This is a genomic window from Streptomyces gottesmaniae, from assembly GCF_031845845.1.
Lineage (GTDB): Bacteria > Actinomycetota > Actinomycetes > Streptomycetales > Streptomycetaceae > Streptomyces > Streptomyces akebiae.
Genome location: NZ_JAVRFJ010000002.1, coordinates 107,442 through 127,649 on the forward strand (window position 1 = coordinate 107,442; position 20,208 = coordinate 127,649).

Sequence of the window (20,208 nt, forward strand, 5' to 3'; positions counted from 1 at the left end):
TCGGGGGCTCCGACCGTACATGCCCGAAGCCCCCCACCAAAGGACGGTGAAGGGCTTCGCAGGGTTGAGCGGTGGATGGGCGTCACCCCGTCGCGGACCGGCCTAGTACCAGTGGTTGGCCTGCCAGAAGGACCAGGCCTCACACGGGCTGCCGTAGCGCGATTCCATGTAGTTCAGGCCCCACTTGATCTGTGTGGCCGGATTGGTCTGCCAGTCGGAACCGGCGGAGGAGTACTTGCCGGCAGGCAGCGCTTGGAAGAGACCGTAGGCACCCGAGGAGGGGTTGACGGCCTTGTAGTTCCAGCTGGACTCGTGGTCCACGATGTTGCTGAAGCACGTCCACTGGTCGCTGGCCACGACCGCCTTCGCCATCGCCTGGATCTCGGCGATGGTGTACGAGCTCTGCGCGGGGATGTCACCGAGAGAGCCGGCGGCGGCGGACTTCGACTTGGCCTCGGCCTCCGCCGCTTCCTTCGCCTTGCGCTCCTGCTCGGCCTTCTCCGCGGCCTTCTGCTTGTCGATCGCGTCCTGGGCCGCCTTCTTACGGGCGGTCTCCTCGGCGTCCTTGCGGGCGCTCGCGTCGGCGGCGATGGCCTGGGCGTCGGCCTGAGCAGTCAGGGACGCGGTCTGCACCTGGGCCTGCTGGCCCACAGGTATGTCAGCGAGCAACGTGGTGTCGTTCGCGACCGCCTCGGCGTCGTCAGTCGTCGTCTGGGCGGTGCTGCCCGAGGCAACTCCGACGACACTGCCGACTGCGGTGACCGCGGTGGCCGAGGCCACTGCGAATCCCCGGACCGAAATCCGGCTCACACGGTTTCCTTCCAGCATCGCCCGCCTCGGTGACCCTGGCGGACGCAATCGTGCCCTTGACGCTGGCCTCCCAACTGCGGGGTCACGGAGGCGCGGGCCCGACGGGCAACTCCCTTGCGGGAGCGCCGTGTGGTGCTCGGGCGGCATACGACGACGCTGTGGAGTTGACTTGGTGGTGCTGTTGTTCCGTACCGCTGGGGGTACAGGTGTGTCGTATGCGGGGCCTGACAGGAATGAGACTCTGCCGTAACCCGACACCGGGAGGCAATTCAGTGGTGAGTGTGAAAGCTCACACCTCGTTTGACGCTGGGGATTCCAGGAAACCCCCACGCACCGAGGCGCCGCCCGGCTAGGCTGCTGAGCCTTTTGCCGGGCGGCGCCCCGAGGTTGGTGCGGAAGCCGTGCTAAACCTGTCCGTCCTCCAGCATTTCGGTCACAAGGGCCGCGATCTGGGACCGTTCGGACCGCGTCAACGTGACGTGGGCGAAGAGCGGATGGCCCTTCAGCTTCTCGACGACCGCGACGACACCGTCGTAGCGGCCGACGCGCAGATTGTCGCGCTGGGCGACGTCATGGGTCAGAACGACCCGTGAATTCGCCCCGATCCGGGACAGAACGGTCAACAGGACGTTCCGCTCCAGGGACTGCGCCTCGTCCACGATCACGAACGCGTCGTGCAGGGAACGGCCGCGGATGTGCGTCAGCGGCAGAACCTCCAACATCCCGCGTGCGGTCACCTCCTCGATGACCTCGCGGCTGGTGACCGCGGACAGCGTGTCGAAGACCGCCTGCGCCCAGGGGCTCATCTTCTCGGACTCGGAGCCGGGCAGATAGCCGAGCTCCTGCCCGCCCACCGCGTACAGCGGCCGGAAGACCATCACCTTCTGGTGCTGGCGCCGTTCGAGCACCGCCTCCAGACCCGCGCACAGCGCGAGCGCCGACTTGCCGGTGCCGGCCCGACCGCCCATCGACAGGATGCCCACGTCCGGGTCGAGCAGCAGATCCAGCGCGATGCGCTGCTCGGCGCTGCGCCCCTTGATGCCGAACGCCTCCCGGTCTCCGCGCACCAGACGGACGTTGCCGTCGGGCGTCACCCGGCCGAGCGCCTTGCCGCGCTCCGACTGGATCGTCAGGCCGGTGTGGACGGGGAGCGTGCTTGCCTCGGGGACGTAGATCGACCCTTCCTCGAAGAGGATGTCGACCTGTTCGCCCGGCAGGGTCAGCTCGGACATCCCGGTCCACCCGGAGGCGTCCGTGATGGCCAGCTCCGCGCGGTACTCCTCGGCGAGGAGACCCACGGAGGACGCCTTGATCCTCAGGGGGAGGTCTTTCGACACCACGGTGACGTCGAAGCCCTCGGCCTGCAGGTTGCGGGCGACCGCGAGGATCCGGGAGTCGTTGTCCCCCAGGCGGTAGCCGCTCGGCAGCACGCTGGGATCCGAGTGATTGAGCTCGACCCGTACGGTGCCGCCGAGGTCCCCGATCGGGATGGGGGCGTCGAGGCGTCCGAACCGGACCCGGAACTCGTCGAGCAGGCGCAGGGCCTGCCGGGCGAAGTAGCCGAGTTCGGGATGGTGCCTCTTCGCCTCCAGCTCCGTGACCACCACGATCGGCAGCACGACTTCGTGCTCGTCGAAGCGGCTCAAAGCATTCGGGTCGGCCAGCAGGACGCTGGTGTCGAGAACGTAGGTGCGCCGGTCTGGCATACGGCGCTTTGTGCTGGTCACCACGGAAGGACGTACCCCCTCGGATGAGGTCGGGGAGCGACGAGAACGAACTGGGCCGGTCGTTGGCCCCGTTGCACGGGCCGGTGACCGGCCCTCCGCTGCTTCGTCCGTGCTGTGACCGCACGATCGGGCTGGTGCAAAGGGCCTCCCGGGCGGACGGCCCCGAGCCGCCCGCTGAGATCCGACACCCGTGGTTCGGGCGTCGACCTGACTGGCTTATGCCCTCGAACGTGCGCTGCCATGCCAAGCGGTACGACGGCGGCCCGGTGAACTCCTCGTTACTTCTGTCCCGGTGGGGGTCCTCCGCACCTCACCCGTAGGGCGGAGTCTCAGCCTCCGTAGCGGCGGTGTCGCGCAGCGTAGTCACGCAGGGCGCGCAGGAAGTCCACCTTCCGGAAGGCCGGCCAGAAGACGTCACAGAAGTAGTACTCGGAGTGGGCCGTCTGCCAGAGCATGAATCCGGACAGCCGCTGCTCGCCGCTCGTCCGGATCACCAGATCCGGGTCGGGCTGGTCGACGGTGTAGAGGTGGCTGCCGATCAGGTCCACGGAGACCTTCTCGGCGAGTTCCTCCATGGAGGTGCCCCGGTCCTGCGCGTCCTGGATCATCGAGCGGACGGCGTCGGCGATCTCCTGGCGCCCGCCGTACCCGATGGCCACGTTGACCAGTATCCCGTCGACGTCCGCGGTGGCCTCCTCGGCCTCCTTGAGCGCGCGCTGCATCCCGGAGGACAGCAGGTCCAGCGCCCCGACGTGGTGCACACGCCAGCGGCCGTCGGCGGCGAGGGAGCGGACGGTGTCCTCGATGATCCCGAGCAGCGGGACGAGCTCTTCCTTCGGGCGGTTGAAGTTGTCCGTGGAGAGCAGCCAGAGAGTGACGACCTTCACGTCCGTCTCGGTGCACCAGCCGAGGAACTCCTCGATCTTGTCGGCCCCCGCCTGGTGGCCCTGCACCGTGGTGGAGCCCGCGGCCTTCGCCCAGCGGCGGCTGCCGTCCACGATCACGCCGATGTGCTTGGGCACCTGGGCGTGGTCGAGGTGACCCTCGACCCTGCGTGCGTAGACCTTGACCAGCAGGCCGCGCAGTTTGTCGCGCAGGTTCACGTCTTCCAGCCCCTCCGGTGCGGTGGCAGTCCCCTAGGTTGGCAGAGCCTACCGGGGCTGGAGGCCAACTGCGCCAAGGGGTGTGCGGGGTCGGCGTGCTCCCGGGGCCCAGGGTGCGCCTCTTCGGAGGGCCGCCTTCCGGGCAGAAAAAACGGGCCGGTCCGTGGGGGGGAGACGGACCGGCCCGAGGGGGGGTTTCCACCATAACCCTTCGTGAGTGATGCTGCGTGCATCGGCGTGCCACAACTACTCTCCGCAGCCGGACGACAGCGCGACGGTGAGTGCGGAAGCCTTCATTCAGGGCGTGATCGAGGGGTGATCATGGCCGAATGCCAGCGAATTCCAAGGGGGAATGGAGGAATCCCGGCGGGATTGTGGGGTTTGCGTATCGTTGTGCGACTTCCGAGGAGAAGTGCCCCGGCGCCCCCGTACGGGTGAAGCGTCGGCGGAACGCGCGCTTGACGCCGACGGCGGGGGTGCCCGGCGTCGCGCAGCCCCCTCCACTGCGCGAAGCCGTGCCGCGCAGCTTTGCTGACGCGAATTACCTTGGTCTGAACCTACGCGAGTAGACCCGGATAAGCCAAGCCGCGGGCGATAACGATGTGGACAACCGGCTCAGGCGGTCGGCGGCCTGCGGGCCTCGAACAGATGGCGGGCGCTGTGCGCGACGAAGGGCCCCTCGGCCTCGATCCGCTCGTGCAGTGAGCGGAGCTGGGGCAGATACGCCTCGACGGTGAAACCGGGCACCATCCAGACGACCTTCTTCAGGAAGTGCACGACCGCGCCGATGTCGTAGAACTCCATCCGCAGCCGCTCGGCCCGCAGATCCACGATCTCCAGACCGGCCGCCTCGGCGCCGGCGCGTTCCCCGTCCGGATGACGGGCGCTCCGGTTCTCCTCCGGCAGGGGGCCGGTGAAGTGCTCGACGAGTTCGTAGGCGCTGCTCGGTCCCACATGCTGCGCGAAGTACGTGCCGCCGGGCCGCAGCACCCGGGCGATCTCCGGCCAGTGCGCCCGCACCGGGTGCCTGCTGGTGACCAGGTCGAACGCCCCGTCGGCGAACGGCAGCGGCGCGTCCTGCGCGCTGGCCACCACCACCGCGCCCCGGGGGTGCAGCAGCGCGGTCGCCTTCGCGACGTTGGGCGGCCACCCCTCCGTGGCGACGGTCAGCGCCGGAAGCCGTGGAGCGGAAGCGAGCACCTCACCGCCCCCGGTCTGGATGTCCAACGCCGCCGAGGCCCGCCCGAGCCGCTCGGCCATGGCCCGCGCGTACCCCCACGACGGCCGGGCCTCCGTGGCCCGACCCTCGAACCACGAGAAGTCCCATCCGTCGGTGGGCACGGCATCGGCTTCGGCGACGAGTTCTTCGAAGGTGCGGCTTGCGAAGGCGGGGGAGGGAAGGGAGGTCATGGGCCCCGATTTTCCCCAGCGACGAAGCGATCGGCGACCGGTTTTCCACCCCTGAAGGCGCAGGGCGAAGCCCCTGCCCCTTCAGGAGGTGATTCCCGGCCACCCGCCGCGAGGCGTCCGCGCCCTACTCGGAGAGAACCGCCTCCGCCTCCACCGTGACCCCCACCGCCTGCACCACCGAAGCCACCCGGAACGCCTCCTGCACGGTCTCCCGGCTCACGCCGGCCCCGCGCAGCACGCGCTCGTGCGAGTCCAGACACGCCCCGCACCCATTGATCGCGGACACGGCGAGCGCCCACAGCTCGTAGTCGATCTTGTCCACCCCGGGATCACCGATGACATTCATCCGCAGCCCGGTCCGCAGAGCGCCGTACTCGTGGTCGGACAGCAGATGCCGCGTACGGAAGAAGACGTTGCTCAACGCCATCGTGGCGGCCGCCAACTTCGCCGCGGTGTACGCCTCGGGCGACAGCCGCGCCCTCGCCTCCGGCGCCAGCTCGCGCAGCACGATCGCCGAACGCGAGGCGATCGCCGTGGCCAGCACCGTGCCCCACAACCGCTGCGCCGGCAGCCCGGAGTCACCGAGAACCGCGTCGAGGTTGCGACGCAGGTCCTTGGCGTAGTCCGGAATCAAGGACCTCAAGGTGTCGAGCGACATGCCGTCCTCACTCCCGGGCGAGCGGTTGACCGGGTCCAGTGTGACGGCGCCGCGGCGGTGCCGCGGCACCGGCCTACTCCGTACGCAGCCCCTCCGGCCGCATCATCCTCATCAGCGGCGGCATGCTCAGCGCCGTGACCAGGACGACGACGCCCGCGCCGATGCCCGTCATGGACAGCACACTGGACCAGTCGAGGGACACCTGCACGTTCGTCATCCGCAGCAGAACCGCGCCCAGGGTCACGCCGACCGACGAGGCGAGGAACAGGCCGAGGACGATCGGGATCGCCGTCTGCCACAGCACGGACAGGCCCAGTGTGCGACGCCGGGTGCCGAAGGCGACCAGCGCCGACAGCAGCTTCCTGCGTTCGCGCAACTGCTCCAGCTGGGAGACGAGCAGGCTCGCGCCGATCAGGGTGAGCACGGCGGTGGCACCGACCAGCAGACCGGTGCGGATGTCCGCGAACTGGTCCACCCGCCGCGTCGTCTCCCACTCCCACGTCCTGATCAGCGGATCGATCGCCACGGCCGCGTTGCGTACCTCGTCGAGCGCGTCCGGCACCTTGGGGTCGGTGCGTACGTAGATCGTGCCGTAGAGCTCCGTCGTGGTCTTCGCCGGCAGGGCGCCCGGGGTGGCCAGCAGCCCCGCCGTCCCGTTCCGCAGGGTGTCGGCGCGCTCCGGCACCGCGCGGACCTCGGCCGGCAGCTTCCAGGCGATCTCGGCGCCCTGCTCGTCGCCGGTGTAGGTCGGATCGAAGTAGAGCGTGTTCCCGGGGGTGGCGATGTCCGTCACGGACGGGTCCTCCGGGGTCTCCATCCGGAAGACGTCGCCGTCGCGACAGGAGGAGATCCTCGCCAGTTCGCGCAGCGCGGCGCAGTCGCCGACGGTCAGTTCCGTGAAGTTTTCGGGGTCCTTGGCCGTGGTGGAGACGGTCGCGTTGGACAGTGCCGCGGTGGTCTGCGTGCCTCTGGCCCGCTTCAGTTTCTCGCCGACGACGTCCACCCTGGCGTCGTCCGGCAGCACGAGCTCCAGCTGCGCCCGCGAGGTGTCCAGCCCGGTCGGTGCCTCGTACCGGGCCTGGATGCCGGAGAACAGCATCTGCAGGGCGATCGCACCGGCCACCGCCACCGCGATGCCGTTGACCATGCGGGCCGCCGAACCGCTGCTCAACTGCAGTCTGCGGACGGCCAGTTGCCAGGAGACGGCGCCGGAGCCCAGCCGGGCGACGAACGCCTCGACGGCCCAGGGCAGCAGCGCGGTGATGCCGATCAGGAGCAGGACGACACCGCCGATCACCATGTACTCGTTGAACGTTCCGTTCTCCCCGCCCTGGCCGATCATCGGGTAGAGCAGGGCGAGACCGGCGAGCGGCGGCAGCAGCCGCCACCAGAGCCTGCGGCGCGGCGGTTTGGCCGTGCGGACCACGCCCAGGGGCTCGATGACGACGCCGCGCAGCGCGAACAGGGTGACGAGGACGGCGGCGGCCGGCACCGCGAGCGCGACCAGGAGGGCGAGGCCGGGGGAGGGGTTGAGGTCGCTCGGGAACACGCTGATGTCGAACACCTCGACGGAGCCGGCCACCTCCCTGCCGAGCAGGAAGAAGCCCGCGCCGAAGACCAGCCCCAGCAGGGAGCCGGCGAGCGCCTCGCCCGCCGCGATCCGACGGGTCATGCGTCCGTCGGAGCCGACCAGCCGCAGCGCCGCCAGCCTGCGGTCGCGCCGCTCGCCGCCGAACCGTACGGCCGTGGCGATGAAGACGGCGACCGGCATCAGCAGCACCACGAAGACGACCAGGGTGAGCAGCAGGAGGATCGGGTCGACCTCCTTCTCGGGCTGGCCGGTGGTGTCCGTCCCGAACGCGTCGATCCGCGCCACCACCGAGCCGTCGACCCGGTCGGCGATCCCCTTGGCGCCCGCGTAGTAGACGAGGTCGGTCGAACCGATGAGTCCGGCCTGCCCGATGGTGCCCACCGTGTCGTACGGCAGGCGCTCGCGCAGGAGCTTCCCGGCGTCGGACTTCAGCAGGTCGGACAGGGCGGGGGAGACGACCATCTCACCCGGCGCGGGGAACTCGGCGACCCCGGGCGGCAGCGGCGCGCCCGCGCCCTCGGGTTCGAGGAGCCGTCCCCGGATCTCCTGCTGCCGGTACTCGGTGTCGGTGTCGGCGATGACCAGACTCTTGTCGGTCGGCTTGGACTGGGGCTCGAGGTAGCCGATCCCCCGGTCCTGCCGGGCCTCCTCGCGGGTCTCCCGCGCGGACAACACGTTCGGCACCGCCGTGGTGAGCAGCAGCAGCGCCACCCCGAGCCCCACCCCGACGGCGGTGAGCAGGGCCCGCACCCACCCCTCACGGCCCCCGGTGAAGGCGAACCGCACCCCCATCGCCAGGTCCCGGTACCACTGGCGGAACACGGCGCCACTCATACGACGCGCTCCATGTCCCGGGACTTCCCGTCCCGTACGACGATCTCGCGGTCGGAGTACGCGGCCACCCGTGCCTCGTGCGTGACCAGGACGACGGCGGCGTTGGTGGACCGGGCGGCCTCGGTGAGCAGCTCCATCACCCGCTCGCCGTTGAGGGAGTCGAGCGCGCCGGTGGGCTCGTCCGCGAACAGCACACGCGGGCTCGTGACCAGCGCCCGCGCGACGGCGACCCGTTGGCCCTGGCCGCCGGAGACCTCGCCGGGACGCTTGCGGGCGAGGTCGTCGACCTCCAGGCGTTCCATCCAGCCGAGGGCGGTCCGCTCGCACTCCTTGCGGGAGCCGCCGTTCAGCCGGAGCGGCAGGGCCACGTTCTCCACGCACGTCAGCTCCGGCACGAGCTGGCCGAACTGGAAGACGAACCCGAACTCGCTGCGCCGGAGCGCGCTGCGCTGGGCGTCGTTCATGGAGGCCATCTCGCGGCCGTTGTACGTGATGGAACCCGAGTCGGGCGGCACGATCCCGGCGAGACAGTGCAGCAGCGTCGACTTGCCGGAGCCGGAGGGGCCCATCACCGCGACGACCTCGCCGGGGTGGATGGAGAACTCGGCGCCGTCCAGCGCGGTGGTCGGGCCGTAGGACTTGCGCAGATCGGTCGCGACGAGCAGGGAACCGGCGGGGGCCGGGGAGGAGGCCGCGTTCACGGGGTTCACCGGGTCACCGCCTCGGCCAGCTTGCCCAGTCGGGCGGCGGTCAGCTCCAGCCATCGCAGATCGGCCTCCAGATGGAACAGGGCGTGGTCGCAGATCAACTGGTCGGCCAGGTCGCCCTTGCGCTTGCGGTCGGTGAGGATGCGCATCATGCGCAGGTGTTCGGAACGCTGGGTGTCGAGGATGTCGGCCGCGTTCCGGTCGGTGAGCAGGGCGAGGACGACCTTCGTGTAGAGGGTCGACTGCAGATACGGCTCGGGCTTCTCGGGCGTCGCGAGCCACCGCTGGACATCCGTGATGCCGGCCTCGGTGATCGCGTACCGCTTGCGCTCGGGGCCGCCGCCGGGCTCGATGCCGTCGACCTCGACGAGGCCGTTCTTCAGCAGGCGCGACATCGTCGAGTAGACCTGGCCGTAGTGCAGGGGCCGGTCGTGACCGAACTTCTCGTCGAAGGCCCGCTTCAGGTCGTAACCGTGTCGGGGCCCGGACTCCAGGAGTCCCAGGAGGGTGTGACCGATGGACATGAACACGACTGTACACACGAGGTATACACCGCACGTATACCTGCCGTGTATAGATCCCCGGCGGATACGAAGGGGACGCAGGTCAGAGCCGATTGTCACGGTTCTGTCACCAGGACCGTCAGGAACTCATGGGGCGGCTGGGGCAACCATCGCCCCTGTTGGAACGTCCGTTCCGGTGGGATGAGGTCTGTGACCGCGCGTCGCGCGTGCGCTTTGTCACGTCGCCACAGAAGGGACCGACTCCCTCTTGTCATAGTCCTCGGTGTTAGCTTGCTGAGCTGACAAGACCCGAGTGACGTATGAGACCGAGCAGAAGTCGGAGCGGACCGGAGCCATGGGACGAGCGGAAGAAAGACGAGCGCGGCAGCGCGGCGGTCGCCGCGCGGCGCCCCAGCGCTCGTCCGGCAGCGAAGCGGGGGCGACGGCCGTCATAGCCCCGCCCGAGGGCGGCGGCCGGGCGGCTGCCAGGGCCGCGGCCAAGGCCGGCGGCAAGAAGCAGCAGAAGAGCCAGAAGAGCTTCCTGCGTCGCCTCTTCACCTGGAAGAAGATCCTCGGCACCTTCTTCGGCGTCTGTCTGCTCGGCATGGGCGCCTTCATCGTGCTCTACCTGATGATCGACATCCCCAAGGGGAACCCCGAGGCGACCCAGGAGAGCAATGTCTACAAGTTCTCCAACGGCAAGATCTTCGCCCGCACCGGTGACACCAACCGCGAGATCGTCGAACTCGAGGACGTCCCCAAGCAGGTCCAGCTCGCCTTCGTCGCCGCCGAGAACAAGACGTTCTACTCGGACCCCGGCGTCGACTTCAAGGGCATGGCGCGTGGTGTGTTCAACACCCTCTCCGGCAAGGGCAAGCAGGGTGGCTCGACCATCACCCAGCAGTACGTCAAGAACTACTACCTGACGTCGGACCAGACGGTGACCCGCAAGCTCAACGAGCTGGTCATCTCCCTGAAGCTGGAGCGCGAGGAGTCCAAGGACTACATCCTCGCGGGCTACATCAACACCAGCTACTACGGCCGCGGCGCCTGGGGTATCCAGGCCGCCGCCCAGGCGTACTACGGCGTCGATGCCAAGGACCTCGATGTGGCGCAGGGTGCCTACCTCGCCGCGCTGCTCCAGGCCCCCAGCCAGTACGACCTGTCCACCGCCACCGAGACGGGCAAGAAGCTGGTCACAGCGCGCTGGAACTACGTGCTGGACAACATGGTCGAGATGGAGGACCAGACGAAGCTGACCGCTTCGGAGCGGGCGGACCTGAAGCTCCCCAAGCCGAAGGAGCCCCAGGCCGCTCCCGACATGGAGGGCCAGAACGGCTACCTGGTCGTGGCGGCCAACAACCAGTTGGCCAGGCAACTCGTGGCCAATGACGCGGCGGACAACATCGAAGAGGCCAAGACCAAGATCGACGCGGGCGGCTGGACCGTCACGCTGAACATCAACGCGAAGAAGCAGGCCGCGCTGGAGAAGGCCGTCAAGGAACGCCTCACCAGCAAGCTCGACCCGAAGAAGCGCAAGGTCGACAAGCACATCCAGGCCGGCGCCGTCTCCGTCGACCCGAAGACGGGCAAGGTCGTCGCCATGTACGGCGGCGTCGACTACGTCAAGCACTTCACCAACAACGCCACCCGCCGCGACTACCAGCCCGCCTCCACCTTCAAGCCCGTGATCCTCGCCGCGGCCGTCGACGAGAACGCCGAGACGCAGGACGGCGACCCGATCACCGCCAGCACGGTCTACGACGGGGACAGCCGGCACAAGGTCACGGACGACGGCACCGCGGTCGGCTTCGCCCCGCCGAACGAGGACAACGTCGACTACGGCGACGTCACCGTGCAGACCGCCATGAACAAGTCCATCAACTCCGTCTTCGCCCAGATGGGCGTCGACGTGGGCATGGAGAAGGTCATGGAGGTCGCAGGCAAGCTCGGCATGGACACCGAGGGCATGGAGGCCGTGCCCGCCCAGACCCTGGGCTCCATGGGCGCCAGCCCGCTGGAGATGGCCGGCATCTACGCCACCCTCGACAACCACGGCAAGAAGGTCACCCCGACCATCATCGCCTCGGCCGAACACCGGGACGTCGAGGTCGAGTTCCCCGAGCCGATCGGTGAACAGGTCATCAGCGTCGAGGCCGCCGACACGGTCACCTCGGTCCTCACCGGCGTGGTCGACGACGGTACGGCCAAGACCTCCGTCCGCGACAACCCGGCCCGCAACGGCCAGCAGGTCGCCGGCAAGACGGGTACCTCCGACGAGAACCGCTCCGCCTGGTTCACCGGCTACACGCCGAACCTCGTGACCTCCGTCGGCCTGTTCGGCGAGGACATGAGCAAGAACGGCAAGCACGTCTCGATGTACAACGCCCTCGGCGTCCCCCGGGTCAACGGCGGTGGCTTCCCCGCCCAGATCTGGGCCACGTACACCTTCGGCGTGATGGGCAAGACCACCAAGTTCGACCTGGACACCAAGCAGGGTGCCGCGGTCGCGCCCACGCTGTCCCCGACCCCGTCCGTGAAGCCGTCCGAGACCCCCTCGGAGACGCCCACCACGGACGAGCCGAGCAGCGAGCCCGCGACGACCCCGGAGACGACCCCGGAGACCACCCCGGAGACGACCCCCGAGGAAACCCCCTCGACCACCCCGGAGGAGACCCCGTCGGGCGACGCCGGCGGCATCGAGTTCCCGACGAACCCCAACGATCCCCAGGTGGACGACTAGCGATCGAGAAAAGCGGAGGGCGCCCGGTGATTCACCGGGCGCCCTTTGCGCGTCTGAGGGCCGCAGGCCCTCCAGGGGCGCGGGGAACTGCGCGAGAAGCCCCACCGGACCCGCACCCGCCGAACTCACGGAAGCCCTACGGCGCTCCCGCGAACTTCCTCACGCCTGGTTGAGCTCGAACCAGACCACTTTCCCCGCACTCAACCGAGTCGCCCCCCACCGCTTCGCCAGCCGATTGACCAGGTAGAGCCCACGGCCCCCCTCGTCCGTCGCCCGAGCCTGCCGAAGCCGGGGCAGCTGAGGCACGTCGTCGGTGACCTCGCACCGCAGCACATCGGTCCGCAGCAACCGCAGGGTGACCGGCCGCGTCGCGTACCGCACCGCGTTGGTGACCACCTCGCTGATCAACAGCTCGACCGAGTCGGTCAGTTCCTCCAGACCCCAGCGGGACAGCGCATGCCGGGCCAGCCGACGCGCCCGCCCCGGAGCCATCTCCTCCGGCTCCAGGAACCAGTACGCGACGTCGCTGGGAGCGATCCCATCGAAGCGCGCGGCGAGAAGCGCGATGTCGTCGTCGCGGTCCCCCGGGCCGAGCATGTCCAGCACCTCGTCGCACAGCGCTTCCAGCGGCGGAGGGTGATCCGGCCCGGTCAACTGCGCGGTCGCGGCCAGCTTCTCCCGCAACTGCTCTATCCCGGTCCACACGTCGCGCAGCCGGGACTCCACGAGCCCATCGGTGTACAGCAACAACGTGCCACCGGCCGGCGCGTCCAGCTCGACCGCCTCGAAGTCCACCCCGCCCACACCGATGGGCGCGCCCGGCGGCACCCGCAGCACCTCGGCGCGCCCGCCGAGATGCAGCAGCACCGGCGGCGGATGCCCGGCGTTGGCGATGGTGATCCGGTGCGAGACCGGGTCGTACACGGCGTACAGACAGGTCGCCATGCGATCCGTACCGAGCCGCTGGGCCTGCTCGTCGAGATGGTGCAGCACTTCCTGCGGCGGCAGATCCAGCCCCGCCAGCGTCTGCGCGGTGGTCCGCAGCTGCCCCATGATCGCGGCCGAGGTCATCGAATGACCCATCACATCGCCCACGACCAGCGCGACCCGGCTCCCCGGCAGGGGAATCGCGTCGTACCAGTCGCCGCCGACGCGGGCGGTCTCGGCGGCCGGCAGATACCGGTGCGCGAGCCGCACGCCGGTGCACTTCGGGAGCGCCTCCGGCAGCATCGTGCGCTGCAACTCGTCGGCGATGTAGGCCTCGCGGCCGTAGAGCACCGCCTTGTCGATGCCGAGCGCGCTGTGCGTGGCGAGCTGGGCGGCGACCAGCAGATCGTCCTGCTCGAACGCCATCCGCTCCGGACGGCGCAGGAACACCGCCGCGCCGATCACCCGGCGCCGCCCGCGCAGCGGGGCGAGGATCGCCCGCTGGCCGGTCGGCACGGTCAGTTCCGCGTCCGGGCCCAGCAGTTCCGGCAGCGCGTCGTGCGCGGCGGGCGCGTCCGCGAAGACCGGGCGCACACCCCGCAGCACCTCGGCGAGCGCCCCTCCGGGCCGTACCTCGCACTGCTCGGCCGTGACGACCGCGAGATCGACCGGCTGCTCGGGCTGGAGCGACACGGGCATGAAGCCGCCCTCGGTGTCCCGCTCCTCCGGGATCCGGTCGGTGCGGCGCAGCCGCAGCACCATGGGCCCGGTGGGCCGCTCGTCACCGACCGGCAGCGGCTCGCGCAGATACACGAGGATCGCGTCCGAGAACGTCGGCACGGTGGCCCGGCACAGACCCATCACGATCTCGTCCAGGTCGATGCCCCGGGCGATCCGCCGGGTCGCGGCGCCCACGAAGCGCAGCCGGTCGCCGTCGCGCCGCATGGGCATGGGAGCGCCGGGCGGCACTCCCTGCCCGCCGCGCCGCTCCAGGCCGCCCGCCGCCGAGCCCGACCGGTCCGGCTCACCGCCGGGCTGCGCCGGGATGGTCTCCGGCGCGGGCCTCGGGCGGTGCGGGTCGGGCTCGGTGGCCGCGGGCTGCGAGTGCTCGGAGAGCGCCGGCTGGGCGTGCTCCGAGGGCGCCTGTCCGCTCTTCGCGCACGGGGCCGCGGTGCCCGGCTCGGCCGGCGCGTCACCATTGCGTGCCTGAGCGGGTAAGGCCGTGGCGGGCGCGGTGCGCATCGGCTCCTGGGTACGCAGAAGCGCCCCGCGGGGATCCGTGGGGCCGGCGCCGCCCTGAGGGCGCTCGTGGGAGGTGGGGTGCTCCGTCACGCGTGTCGAATCCATCCGTCCGGGACTGCGCGTCGTGAGCGCAGTGCGTCCCGCAAACCCGATCCTTCGTCCCGCAGAAAGGCCGATACCCGGATTACGTGTCCTGGGAACGGAATTCCCGCGTGGTCAGAGGCAGTTCCTGTGGCACACACGGTACCGGCGGGCTCGCCGAAGGGCAGTACTGCCCGTCCGTCGGGCCGTCTCCGGCTCGCCCCGGTGTAACCCTCGTACCCCTTGATCACGTCTTGCCGCCCCTCGGTGACGTACGGTCAAGCCCTGCCCGAACTGCGGGAGTTGCCCCTGTGAACCATTGCGGAGGACGATCCTACGGTTGCGGACCGGGGGCGCATCAAGGGTCTCATGAGGACAAGTGCGCGGGCGTACGGTCCCAGTCTTCCGGGAGAGACGGTACCCCCCACGCCGGATTCGGGCGCCAGTGCTGCCAGCCGTCCGAGAACGGCGGGCCCCACGCGCGGATCACCTCGACCGCCGACAGTCCCGCCTCCCGTACCGCTCGGGCCGCCGACGCGTCCATCAGACCGTCCTGCTGGGCCTGCGCGAACTCGTCCTCGTCGAGCCAGTTCCACGTTCGGTCCGGGTACACGCAGATGTCCAGGAAGTGGTCCTCGGAGTCCACACCGCCGTCCCAACGGGCCAGTGGCGTCTCCAGATTGACGTACCAGTTCTTGAAACGCCAACCCTGCTCCCAGAACAGCCACACCGACCACGGCTCGCCCGGCCGTGCCAGCTTCAGCACCCCGGTGCCGGACCAGCGGCCGAGCCGCACGCCGCGCGGCTTCTTGTAGCGGGACGTCAGGGGTTCCGAGTTCAACGAGGTGCCGTCCGCCAGCACGGGCCGTACACACTCGGTACCGGGCGCCATCCACACGGCCAGCAGTTCCGCGTCGTCGCGCACCACCGTGACCGGACGCGCGATGTGGAAGCTCTCGCCGCCGTTCTCCCGGTAGCGCCACAGGATCTGACTGCCCGGCTCCCAGAACGCCGTCGACCCGCCCGCTTCCACTCGTCTCACCACTCCGTCGTCTCCCATGCGCAGATATTAGGTGTCATGCGCATATGACGCTGCGGTACCGGTCACGGTTCACGCCTTGGCGGGAATCGGTTACCCGGAGGACACCCACGAAGGCCGGAACTCGCCGTCCCGTCACGGCCGCGTCATCCGCAGCACATCCAGCGCCTCGTCGAGCTGTTCCAGTGTCAGATCGCCACGCTCCACGTAACCGCTGTCCAGGACCACCTCACGGATGGTCCTGCGTTCCGCGAGCGCCTTCTTGGCGACCTTCGCGGCCTCCTCGTATCCGATGTACTTGTTGAGCGGGGTGACCACGGACGGGGACGACTCGGCGTACTCACGGGCCCGCTCCCGGTCGGCGACGATCCCGTCCACGGTCCGGTCGGCGAGCAGCCGCGAGACGTTCGCGAGCAGCCGGACGGACTCCAGGACGTTCTTGGCGATCACCGGCAGCATGACGTTGAGCTCGAAGTTGCCGGAGGCGCCCGCCGTGGTGACCGTGAGGTCATTGCCCGTGACCTGCGCGGCGACCATCAGCACGGCCTCCGGGATCACCGGGTTGACCTTGCCGGGCATGATCGAGGAGCCGGGCTGGAGGTCGGGCAGGGAGATCTCCGCCAGACCGGTCCGCGGCCCAGACGCCATCCACCGCAGATCGTTGGCGATCTTGGTGAGGGAGACGGCGATCGTACGGAGCTGGCCGGACGTCTCGACGATCCCGTCCCGCGCGCCCTGCGCCTCGAAGTGGTCCCGCGCCTCGGTGAGCGGCAGCCCGGTGACCCGCGCGACCTCCGCGATGACGGCGGCGGAGAATCCGGGCGGCGTGTTGATGCCCGTCCCCACCGCCGTTCCGCCCAGGGGGAGTTCGGCGAGCCGGGGGAGCGAGGCCGTGAGCCGCTCGACGCCATACCGCACCTGGGCCGCGTAGCCGCCGAACTCCTGGCCGAGAGTCACCGGCGTGGCGTCCATGAGATGTGTACGACCGGACTTCACGACATCCGCGAACTCCACGGACTTGCGGGTGAGAGCGTCGGCGAGGTGCTCCAGGGCGGGAATGAGATCACGCGTCACGGCGGCGGTGGCGGCGATGTGGATCGAGGACGGGAAGACGTCGTTGGACGACTGCGAGGCGTTGACGTGGTCGTTCGGATGCACGTCACGCCCGAGCCGCTCGCTCGCCAGGGTGGCGACGACCTCGTTGGTGTTCATGTTCGACGACGTCCCCGAGCCCGTCTGGAACACGTCCACCGGGAAGTGCTCGTCCCAGCGGCCTTCGGCGACCTCCTCGGCGGCCTCCCGGATCGCCTCGGCGATGTCCTTGTCGAGCACGCCCAGTTCGGCGTTGACCTTGGCGGCCGCGCCCTTGATCCGGGCCAGGGCCTCGATGTGGGCGCGCTCGATGTGCTGCCCGGAGATCGGGAAGTTCTCGACGGCCCGCTGGGTCTGGGCCCGCCACTTGGCGTCCGCCGGTACGCGGACCTCGCCCATGGAGTCGTGTTCGACGCGGTAGTCACTCATGCCCGGTACAGCGTCCCGGCCGCCCGTGGTGTTCCCGGCCTTACCCCGTGAGGGTGACCATGCCGTGCGGCGGCGGGCCCCGGTCCCGGGTCCCGCCGCCGTCATGACTCCTCAGGTGTCCGAGGGGGCGCTACGCCAGCCCGGGACCCCGCACGGGGATCGACGTGAAGGTGGGCGCCGGGGCCGGGTCCTTGAAGAAGTCGTTGCCCTTGTCGTCGACGACGATGAACGCCGGGAAGTCCTCGACCTCGATCTTCCAGACGGCCTCCATGCCGAGCTCCTCGTACTCGACGACCTCGACCTTCTTGATGCAGTCCTGCGCGAGGCGGGCGGCGGGGCCGCCGATGGAGCCGAGGTAGAAGCCGCCGTGCGTCCCGCACGCGTCCGTGACCTGCTGCGACCGGTTGCCCTTCGCCAGCATCACCTTGGAGCCGCCGGCCGCCTGGAACTGCTCCACGTAGGAGTCCATCCGCCCGGCCGTCGTCGGACCGAACGACCCCGACGCGTACCCCTCGGGCGTCTTCGCCGGTCCCGCGTAGTACACGGGGTGGTCCTTCAGGTACTGCGGCATCTCCTCACCCGCGTCGAGCCGCTCCTTGATCTTGGCGTGCGCGATGTCACGCGCCACGACCAGCGGCCCGGAGAGCGACAGCCGCGTCTTCACCGGGTACTTGGTCAGCTCGGCGAGGATGTCGTCCATCGGCTGGTTGAGGTCGATCTCGACCACGTCGCCGTCGGACTCCAGGTGCTCGTCCGTGGTCTCCGGCAGGAACCGCGCCGGGTCCGTCTCCAGCTGCTCCAGGAAGACGCCCTCGGCGGTGATCTTCGCGACGGCCTGGCGGTCGGCCGAGCAGGACACGGCGATCGCGACAGGGCAGGAGGCACCGTGCCGGGGCAGCCGGACGACCCGCACGTCGTGGCAGAAGTACTTGCCGCCGAACTGCGCGCCGATCCCGATCTTCTGCGTCAGCTCGAAGACCTTCTCCTCCAGCTCCTTGTCCCGGAAACCGTGCCCGAGCGGCGACCCCTCGGCCGGAATCTCGTCCAGGTAGTGCGCGGAGGCGTACTTCGCGGTCTTCAGCGCGTACTCGGCGCTCGTGCCGCCCACCACGATCGCGAGGTGGTACGGCGGACAGGCGGCCGTACCCAGCGAACGGATCTTCTCCTCCAGGAACTTCATCATGGACGCCTCGTTGAGGACGGCCTTCGTCTCCTGGTAGAGGAAGCTCTTGTTGGCGCTGCCGCCGCCCTTGGCCATGAACAGGAACTTGTACGCGCCGCCGTCGGTGGCGTACAGCTCGATCTGCGCCGGCAGGTTCGACCCGGTGTTCTTCTCCTCCCACATGGTGAGCGGAGCCATCTGCGAGTAGCGCAGGTTGAGGTTCAGATAGGCGTCGTAGATGCCCTGGGACAGGGCGCTCTCGTCGCCGCCCGCCGTGAGGACGTTCTGCCCGCGCTTGCCCATCACGATCGCCGTACCGGTGTCCTGGCACATGGGCAGCACACCGGCGGCCGCGATGTTCGCGTTCTTCAGCAGGTCGAGCGCGACGAACTTGTCGTTGCTCGACGCCTCGGGGTCGTCGATGATCCGGCGGAGCTGCGCGAGGTGCGCCGGACGCAGATAGTGCTGGATGTCGTGGATCGCCTCGGCGGCCAGCTTGCGCAGCGCCTCCGGCTCCACCTTGAGGAACGTCCGCCCGTCGGCCTCGAAGGTGGAGACACCCTCGGAGGTCACCAGCCGGTACGGGGTGGTGTCCTCTCCCATGGGGAGCAGATCGGTGTACTCGAACTCAGGCATGTCGCCCATTCCTCACTCGGCACTCGGCGCTCGGCGCTCGACAAGACGGCGCGGCTGGCCTCCATCGGCAGCGTCCACCAGCGTAGAACCTGCCTCGGGAGCCGGGCTTGTGAGGTAAGGCTCAGTTCGTCGGCCCCGAGTTGTCCACACCCCTGGTCGCGATCTATCGCGAGTGGGTACGCTGCTGCCGTGGACCTTCAGAAGCGCCCCACCCAGGAACCGCCGTTGTCCGCTGCCCAACTGCGCGCCTCCGACGCCGACCGCGACCGGATCGCCGACCTCCTGCGCGACGCTCTCGCCGAGGGCCGCCTCACCGCGGACGAGCACGCCGAGCGGGTCGAGGGCGTGCTCGCCGCGAAGACGGTGGGCGAGCTGGACGTCTTCGTACGGGACCTGCCGGCGGGCCAGGCCCGCAAGGCGGGTCAGGTGTATGTGCCGCCCGTCTCCTCCGTGCCCAACCGGCCCACGCCCGGCGCCATCCCGATCGACCCCGACGACCGTCTGGTCGCCGTCTTCAGCGCCTCGACGCGCAAGGGCCGTTGGCGGCCCGGCCGCCGTATCCACGCCTGGGCGATATTCGGCAGTGTCGAACTGGACCTGAGCGAGGCGCTCTTCGAGCACCGCCAGGTGATGATCAAGGCGATCTCGGTCTTCGGCAGCGTCGAGATCCGCGTCCCGGAGAACGTCTCGCTGCGCGGCAGCGGCGGCGCCGTCCTCGGCGACTTCACGGTGGACGCGCTGGATTCGAGCGAGACCGACGCCCCCGTGGTCTACGTGGACGGGCTGGCCGTCCTCGGGAGCGTCGAGGCGAAACCCAAGCGGGGCAAGGTGATCTCCGACCTCCTCGGCCGGGTCACCGACCATGTCGCCCGCAAGGTGGACGATCATTTGCGCAAACATCTGGATCGTTGACGGTTGTGAATTCGACCACGCCCGGACAGCCCCCGAGCGATCCGGTCCGGTTGTGACCACACGGTGTTGACAACGAATTCCAGCGGTTCGGGACTCAGTGCATAGGCCCGCGCACAGCGGGTAGGCCTTGCTGCATCGTCTCTCGCTCGCGAAGCCGTCGTCAGGAGTAGACCGTGCTGCATCCGCCGCATTCGTCCCTGCAGGTCGCTGCTGTTCCGCCCCAGCGGGTGCCAGTGCGAGACAGGGATCAGGACGCCCCGTGGCACACGGAGGCCGTGTGCCGGCGTGACGAGGCCGGGCTGTTCTTCGCCCCCTCCAAGGAACCCACCGCGTCCCGGCTCTCCCGCGAGGAAGCCGCCAAGCGTGTCTGTGCCCGCTGCCCCGTCATGGTCGAGTGCCGGGAACACGCACTCCTGCAACCCGAGCCCTACGGCGTCTGGGGCGGCCTCACCGCGGCCGAACGCCGCGTGGTGCTGGCCCGCAGGCGCCGCCGGGACCTCGAAATGAAGAAGGCCGCGAGGACGAACGGGACGATAGCCGCGGCCGGTTAGGCCCCGCACCCGCACCAGGAGGGCGCCCTCTCCGCACAAGAGGGCGCCCTC

15 protein-coding genes are annotated in these 20,208 nt (G+C 69.6%); 3 read left to right on the forward strand and 12 right to left on the reverse strand.

The window, feature by feature from the left end; translation table 11 throughout:
* Nucleotides 1-102: 102 nt before the first annotated feature.
* The 8 genes from RM704_RS02975 to RM704_RS03010 form a co-directional block, all read right to left on the reverse strand.
* Complete coding sequence (locus tag RM704_RS02975; protein ID WP_192829839.1) at nucleotides 103-828, reverse strand: aggregation-promoting factor C-terminal-like domain-containing protein; 726 nt, start codon at nucleotides 826-828, stop codon at nucleotides 103-105.
* Nucleotides 829-1,214: 386 nt separating this feature from the next.
* Nucleotides 1,215-2,540 (reverse strand): RNA 5'-3' helicase PhoH2, encoded by a 1,326-nt coding sequence (gene phoH2, locus RM704_RS02980; protein WP_033531788.1) that lies wholly within the window; start codon nucleotides 2,538-2,540, stop codon nucleotides 1,215-1,217.
* Nucleotides 2,541-2,866: 326 nt separating this feature from the next.
* The gene (locus RM704_RS02985) at nucleotides 2,867-3,640 is read right to left on the reverse strand and encodes an isoprenyl transferase (protein WP_033531789.1); all 774 of its coding nucleotides are present in this window, start codon (nucleotides 3,638-3,640) and stop codon (nucleotides 2,867-2,869) included.
* A gap of 615 nt (nucleotides 3,641-4,255) precedes the next feature.
* Nucleotides 4,256-5,050, reverse strand: coding sequence for a class I SAM-dependent methyltransferase (locus tag RM704_RS02990; protein WP_033531790.1), 795 nt, complete (start codon nucleotides 5,048-5,050; stop codon nucleotides 4,256-4,258).
* 124 nt (nucleotides 5,051-5,174) lie between these two features.
* Nucleotides 5,175-5,708, reverse strand: a complete 534-nt coding sequence (ahpD, locus tag RM704_RS02995; RefSeq protein ID WP_033531807.1) for an alkylhydroperoxidase, AhpD family — start codon at nucleotides 5,706-5,708, stop codon at nucleotides 5,175-5,177.
* Nucleotides 5,709-5,781: 73 nt separating this feature from the next.
* Nucleotides 5,782-8,133, reverse strand: coding sequence for an ABC transporter permease (locus tag RM704_RS03000; RefSeq protein ID WP_033531791.1), 2,352 nt, complete (start codon nucleotides 8,131-8,133; stop codon nucleotides 5,782-5,784).
* Nucleotides 8,130-8,834, reverse strand: a complete 705-nt coding sequence (locus RM704_RS03005) for an ABC transporter ATP-binding protein (protein WP_033531808.1) — start codon at nucleotides 8,832-8,834, stop codon at nucleotides 8,130-8,132. The genes RM704_RS03000 and RM704_RS03005 overlap by 4 nt, the downstream gene beginning before the upstream one ends.
* Nucleotides 8,835-8,839: 5 nt before the next feature.
* On the reverse strand, nucleotides 8,840-9,364 hold the full coding sequence (locus RM704_RS03010) for a PadR family transcriptional regulator (RefSeq protein WP_033531809.1): 525 nt from the start codon (nucleotides 9,362-9,364) through the stop codon (nucleotides 8,840-8,842).
* Nucleotides 9,365-9,698: 334 nt separating this feature from the next.
* Here RM704_RS03010 and RM704_RS03015 point away from each other — a divergent pair, with 334 nt between their 5' ends.
* A complete protein-coding gene (locus RM704_RS03015) occupies nucleotides 9,699-12,086 on the forward strand; it encodes a transglycosylase domain-containing protein (protein ID WP_192829844.1) in 2,388 nt (795 codons plus the stop codon).
* A 159-nt stretch (nucleotides 12,087-12,245) separates the two neighbouring features.
* On the opposite strand, the gene RM704_RS03020 is transcribed toward RM704_RS03015, so the two are convergent.
* The 4 genes from RM704_RS03020 to RM704_RS03035 form a co-directional block, all read right to left on the reverse strand.
* Nucleotides 12,246-14,360, reverse strand: a complete 2,115-nt coding sequence (locus tag RM704_RS03020; RefSeq protein WP_192829840.1) for an ATP-binding SpoIIE family protein phosphatase — start codon at nucleotides 14,358-14,360, stop codon at nucleotides 12,246-12,248.
* Nucleotides 14,361-14,703: 343 nt separating this feature from the next.
* Nucleotides 14,704-15,396, reverse strand: coding sequence for a cytidylyl-2-hydroxypropylphosphonate hydrolase (fomD, locus tag RM704_RS03025; RefSeq protein ID WP_078937470.1), 693 nt, complete (start codon nucleotides 15,394-15,396; stop codon nucleotides 14,704-14,706).
* Between the two features lie 114 nt (nucleotides 15,397-15,510).
* Nucleotides 15,511-16,896, reverse strand: coding sequence for a class II fumarate hydratase (locus RM704_RS03030; protein ID WP_033531795.1), 1,386 nt, complete (start codon nucleotides 16,894-16,896; stop codon nucleotides 15,511-15,513).
* 130 nt (nucleotides 16,897-17,026) lie between these two features.
* Nucleotides 17,027-18,694, reverse strand: a complete 1,668-nt coding sequence (locus RM704_RS03035; RefSeq protein ID WP_033531796.1) for a fumarate hydratase — start codon at nucleotides 18,692-18,694, stop codon at nucleotides 17,027-17,029.
* 189 nt (nucleotides 18,695-18,883) lie between these two features.
* Between RM704_RS03035 and RM704_RS03040 the strand changes: the two genes are divergently transcribed.
* Together RM704_RS03040 and RM704_RS03045 are read left to right on the forward strand one after the other, a co-directional pair.
* The gene (locus tag RM704_RS03040) at nucleotides 18,884-19,606 is read left to right on the forward strand and encodes a DUF1707 SHOCT-like domain-containing protein (RefSeq protein ID WP_033531797.1); all 723 of its coding nucleotides are present in this window, start codon (nucleotides 18,884-18,886) and stop codon (nucleotides 19,604-19,606) included.
* A 173-nt stretch (nucleotides 19,607-19,779) separates the two neighbouring features.
* Complete coding sequence (locus RM704_RS03045) at nucleotides 19,780-20,157, forward strand: WhiB family transcriptional regulator (protein ID WP_078937471.1); 378 nt, start codon at nucleotides 19,780-19,782, stop codon at nucleotides 20,155-20,157.
* The last annotated feature ends 51 nt before the right edge of the window (nucleotides 20,158-20,208 follow it).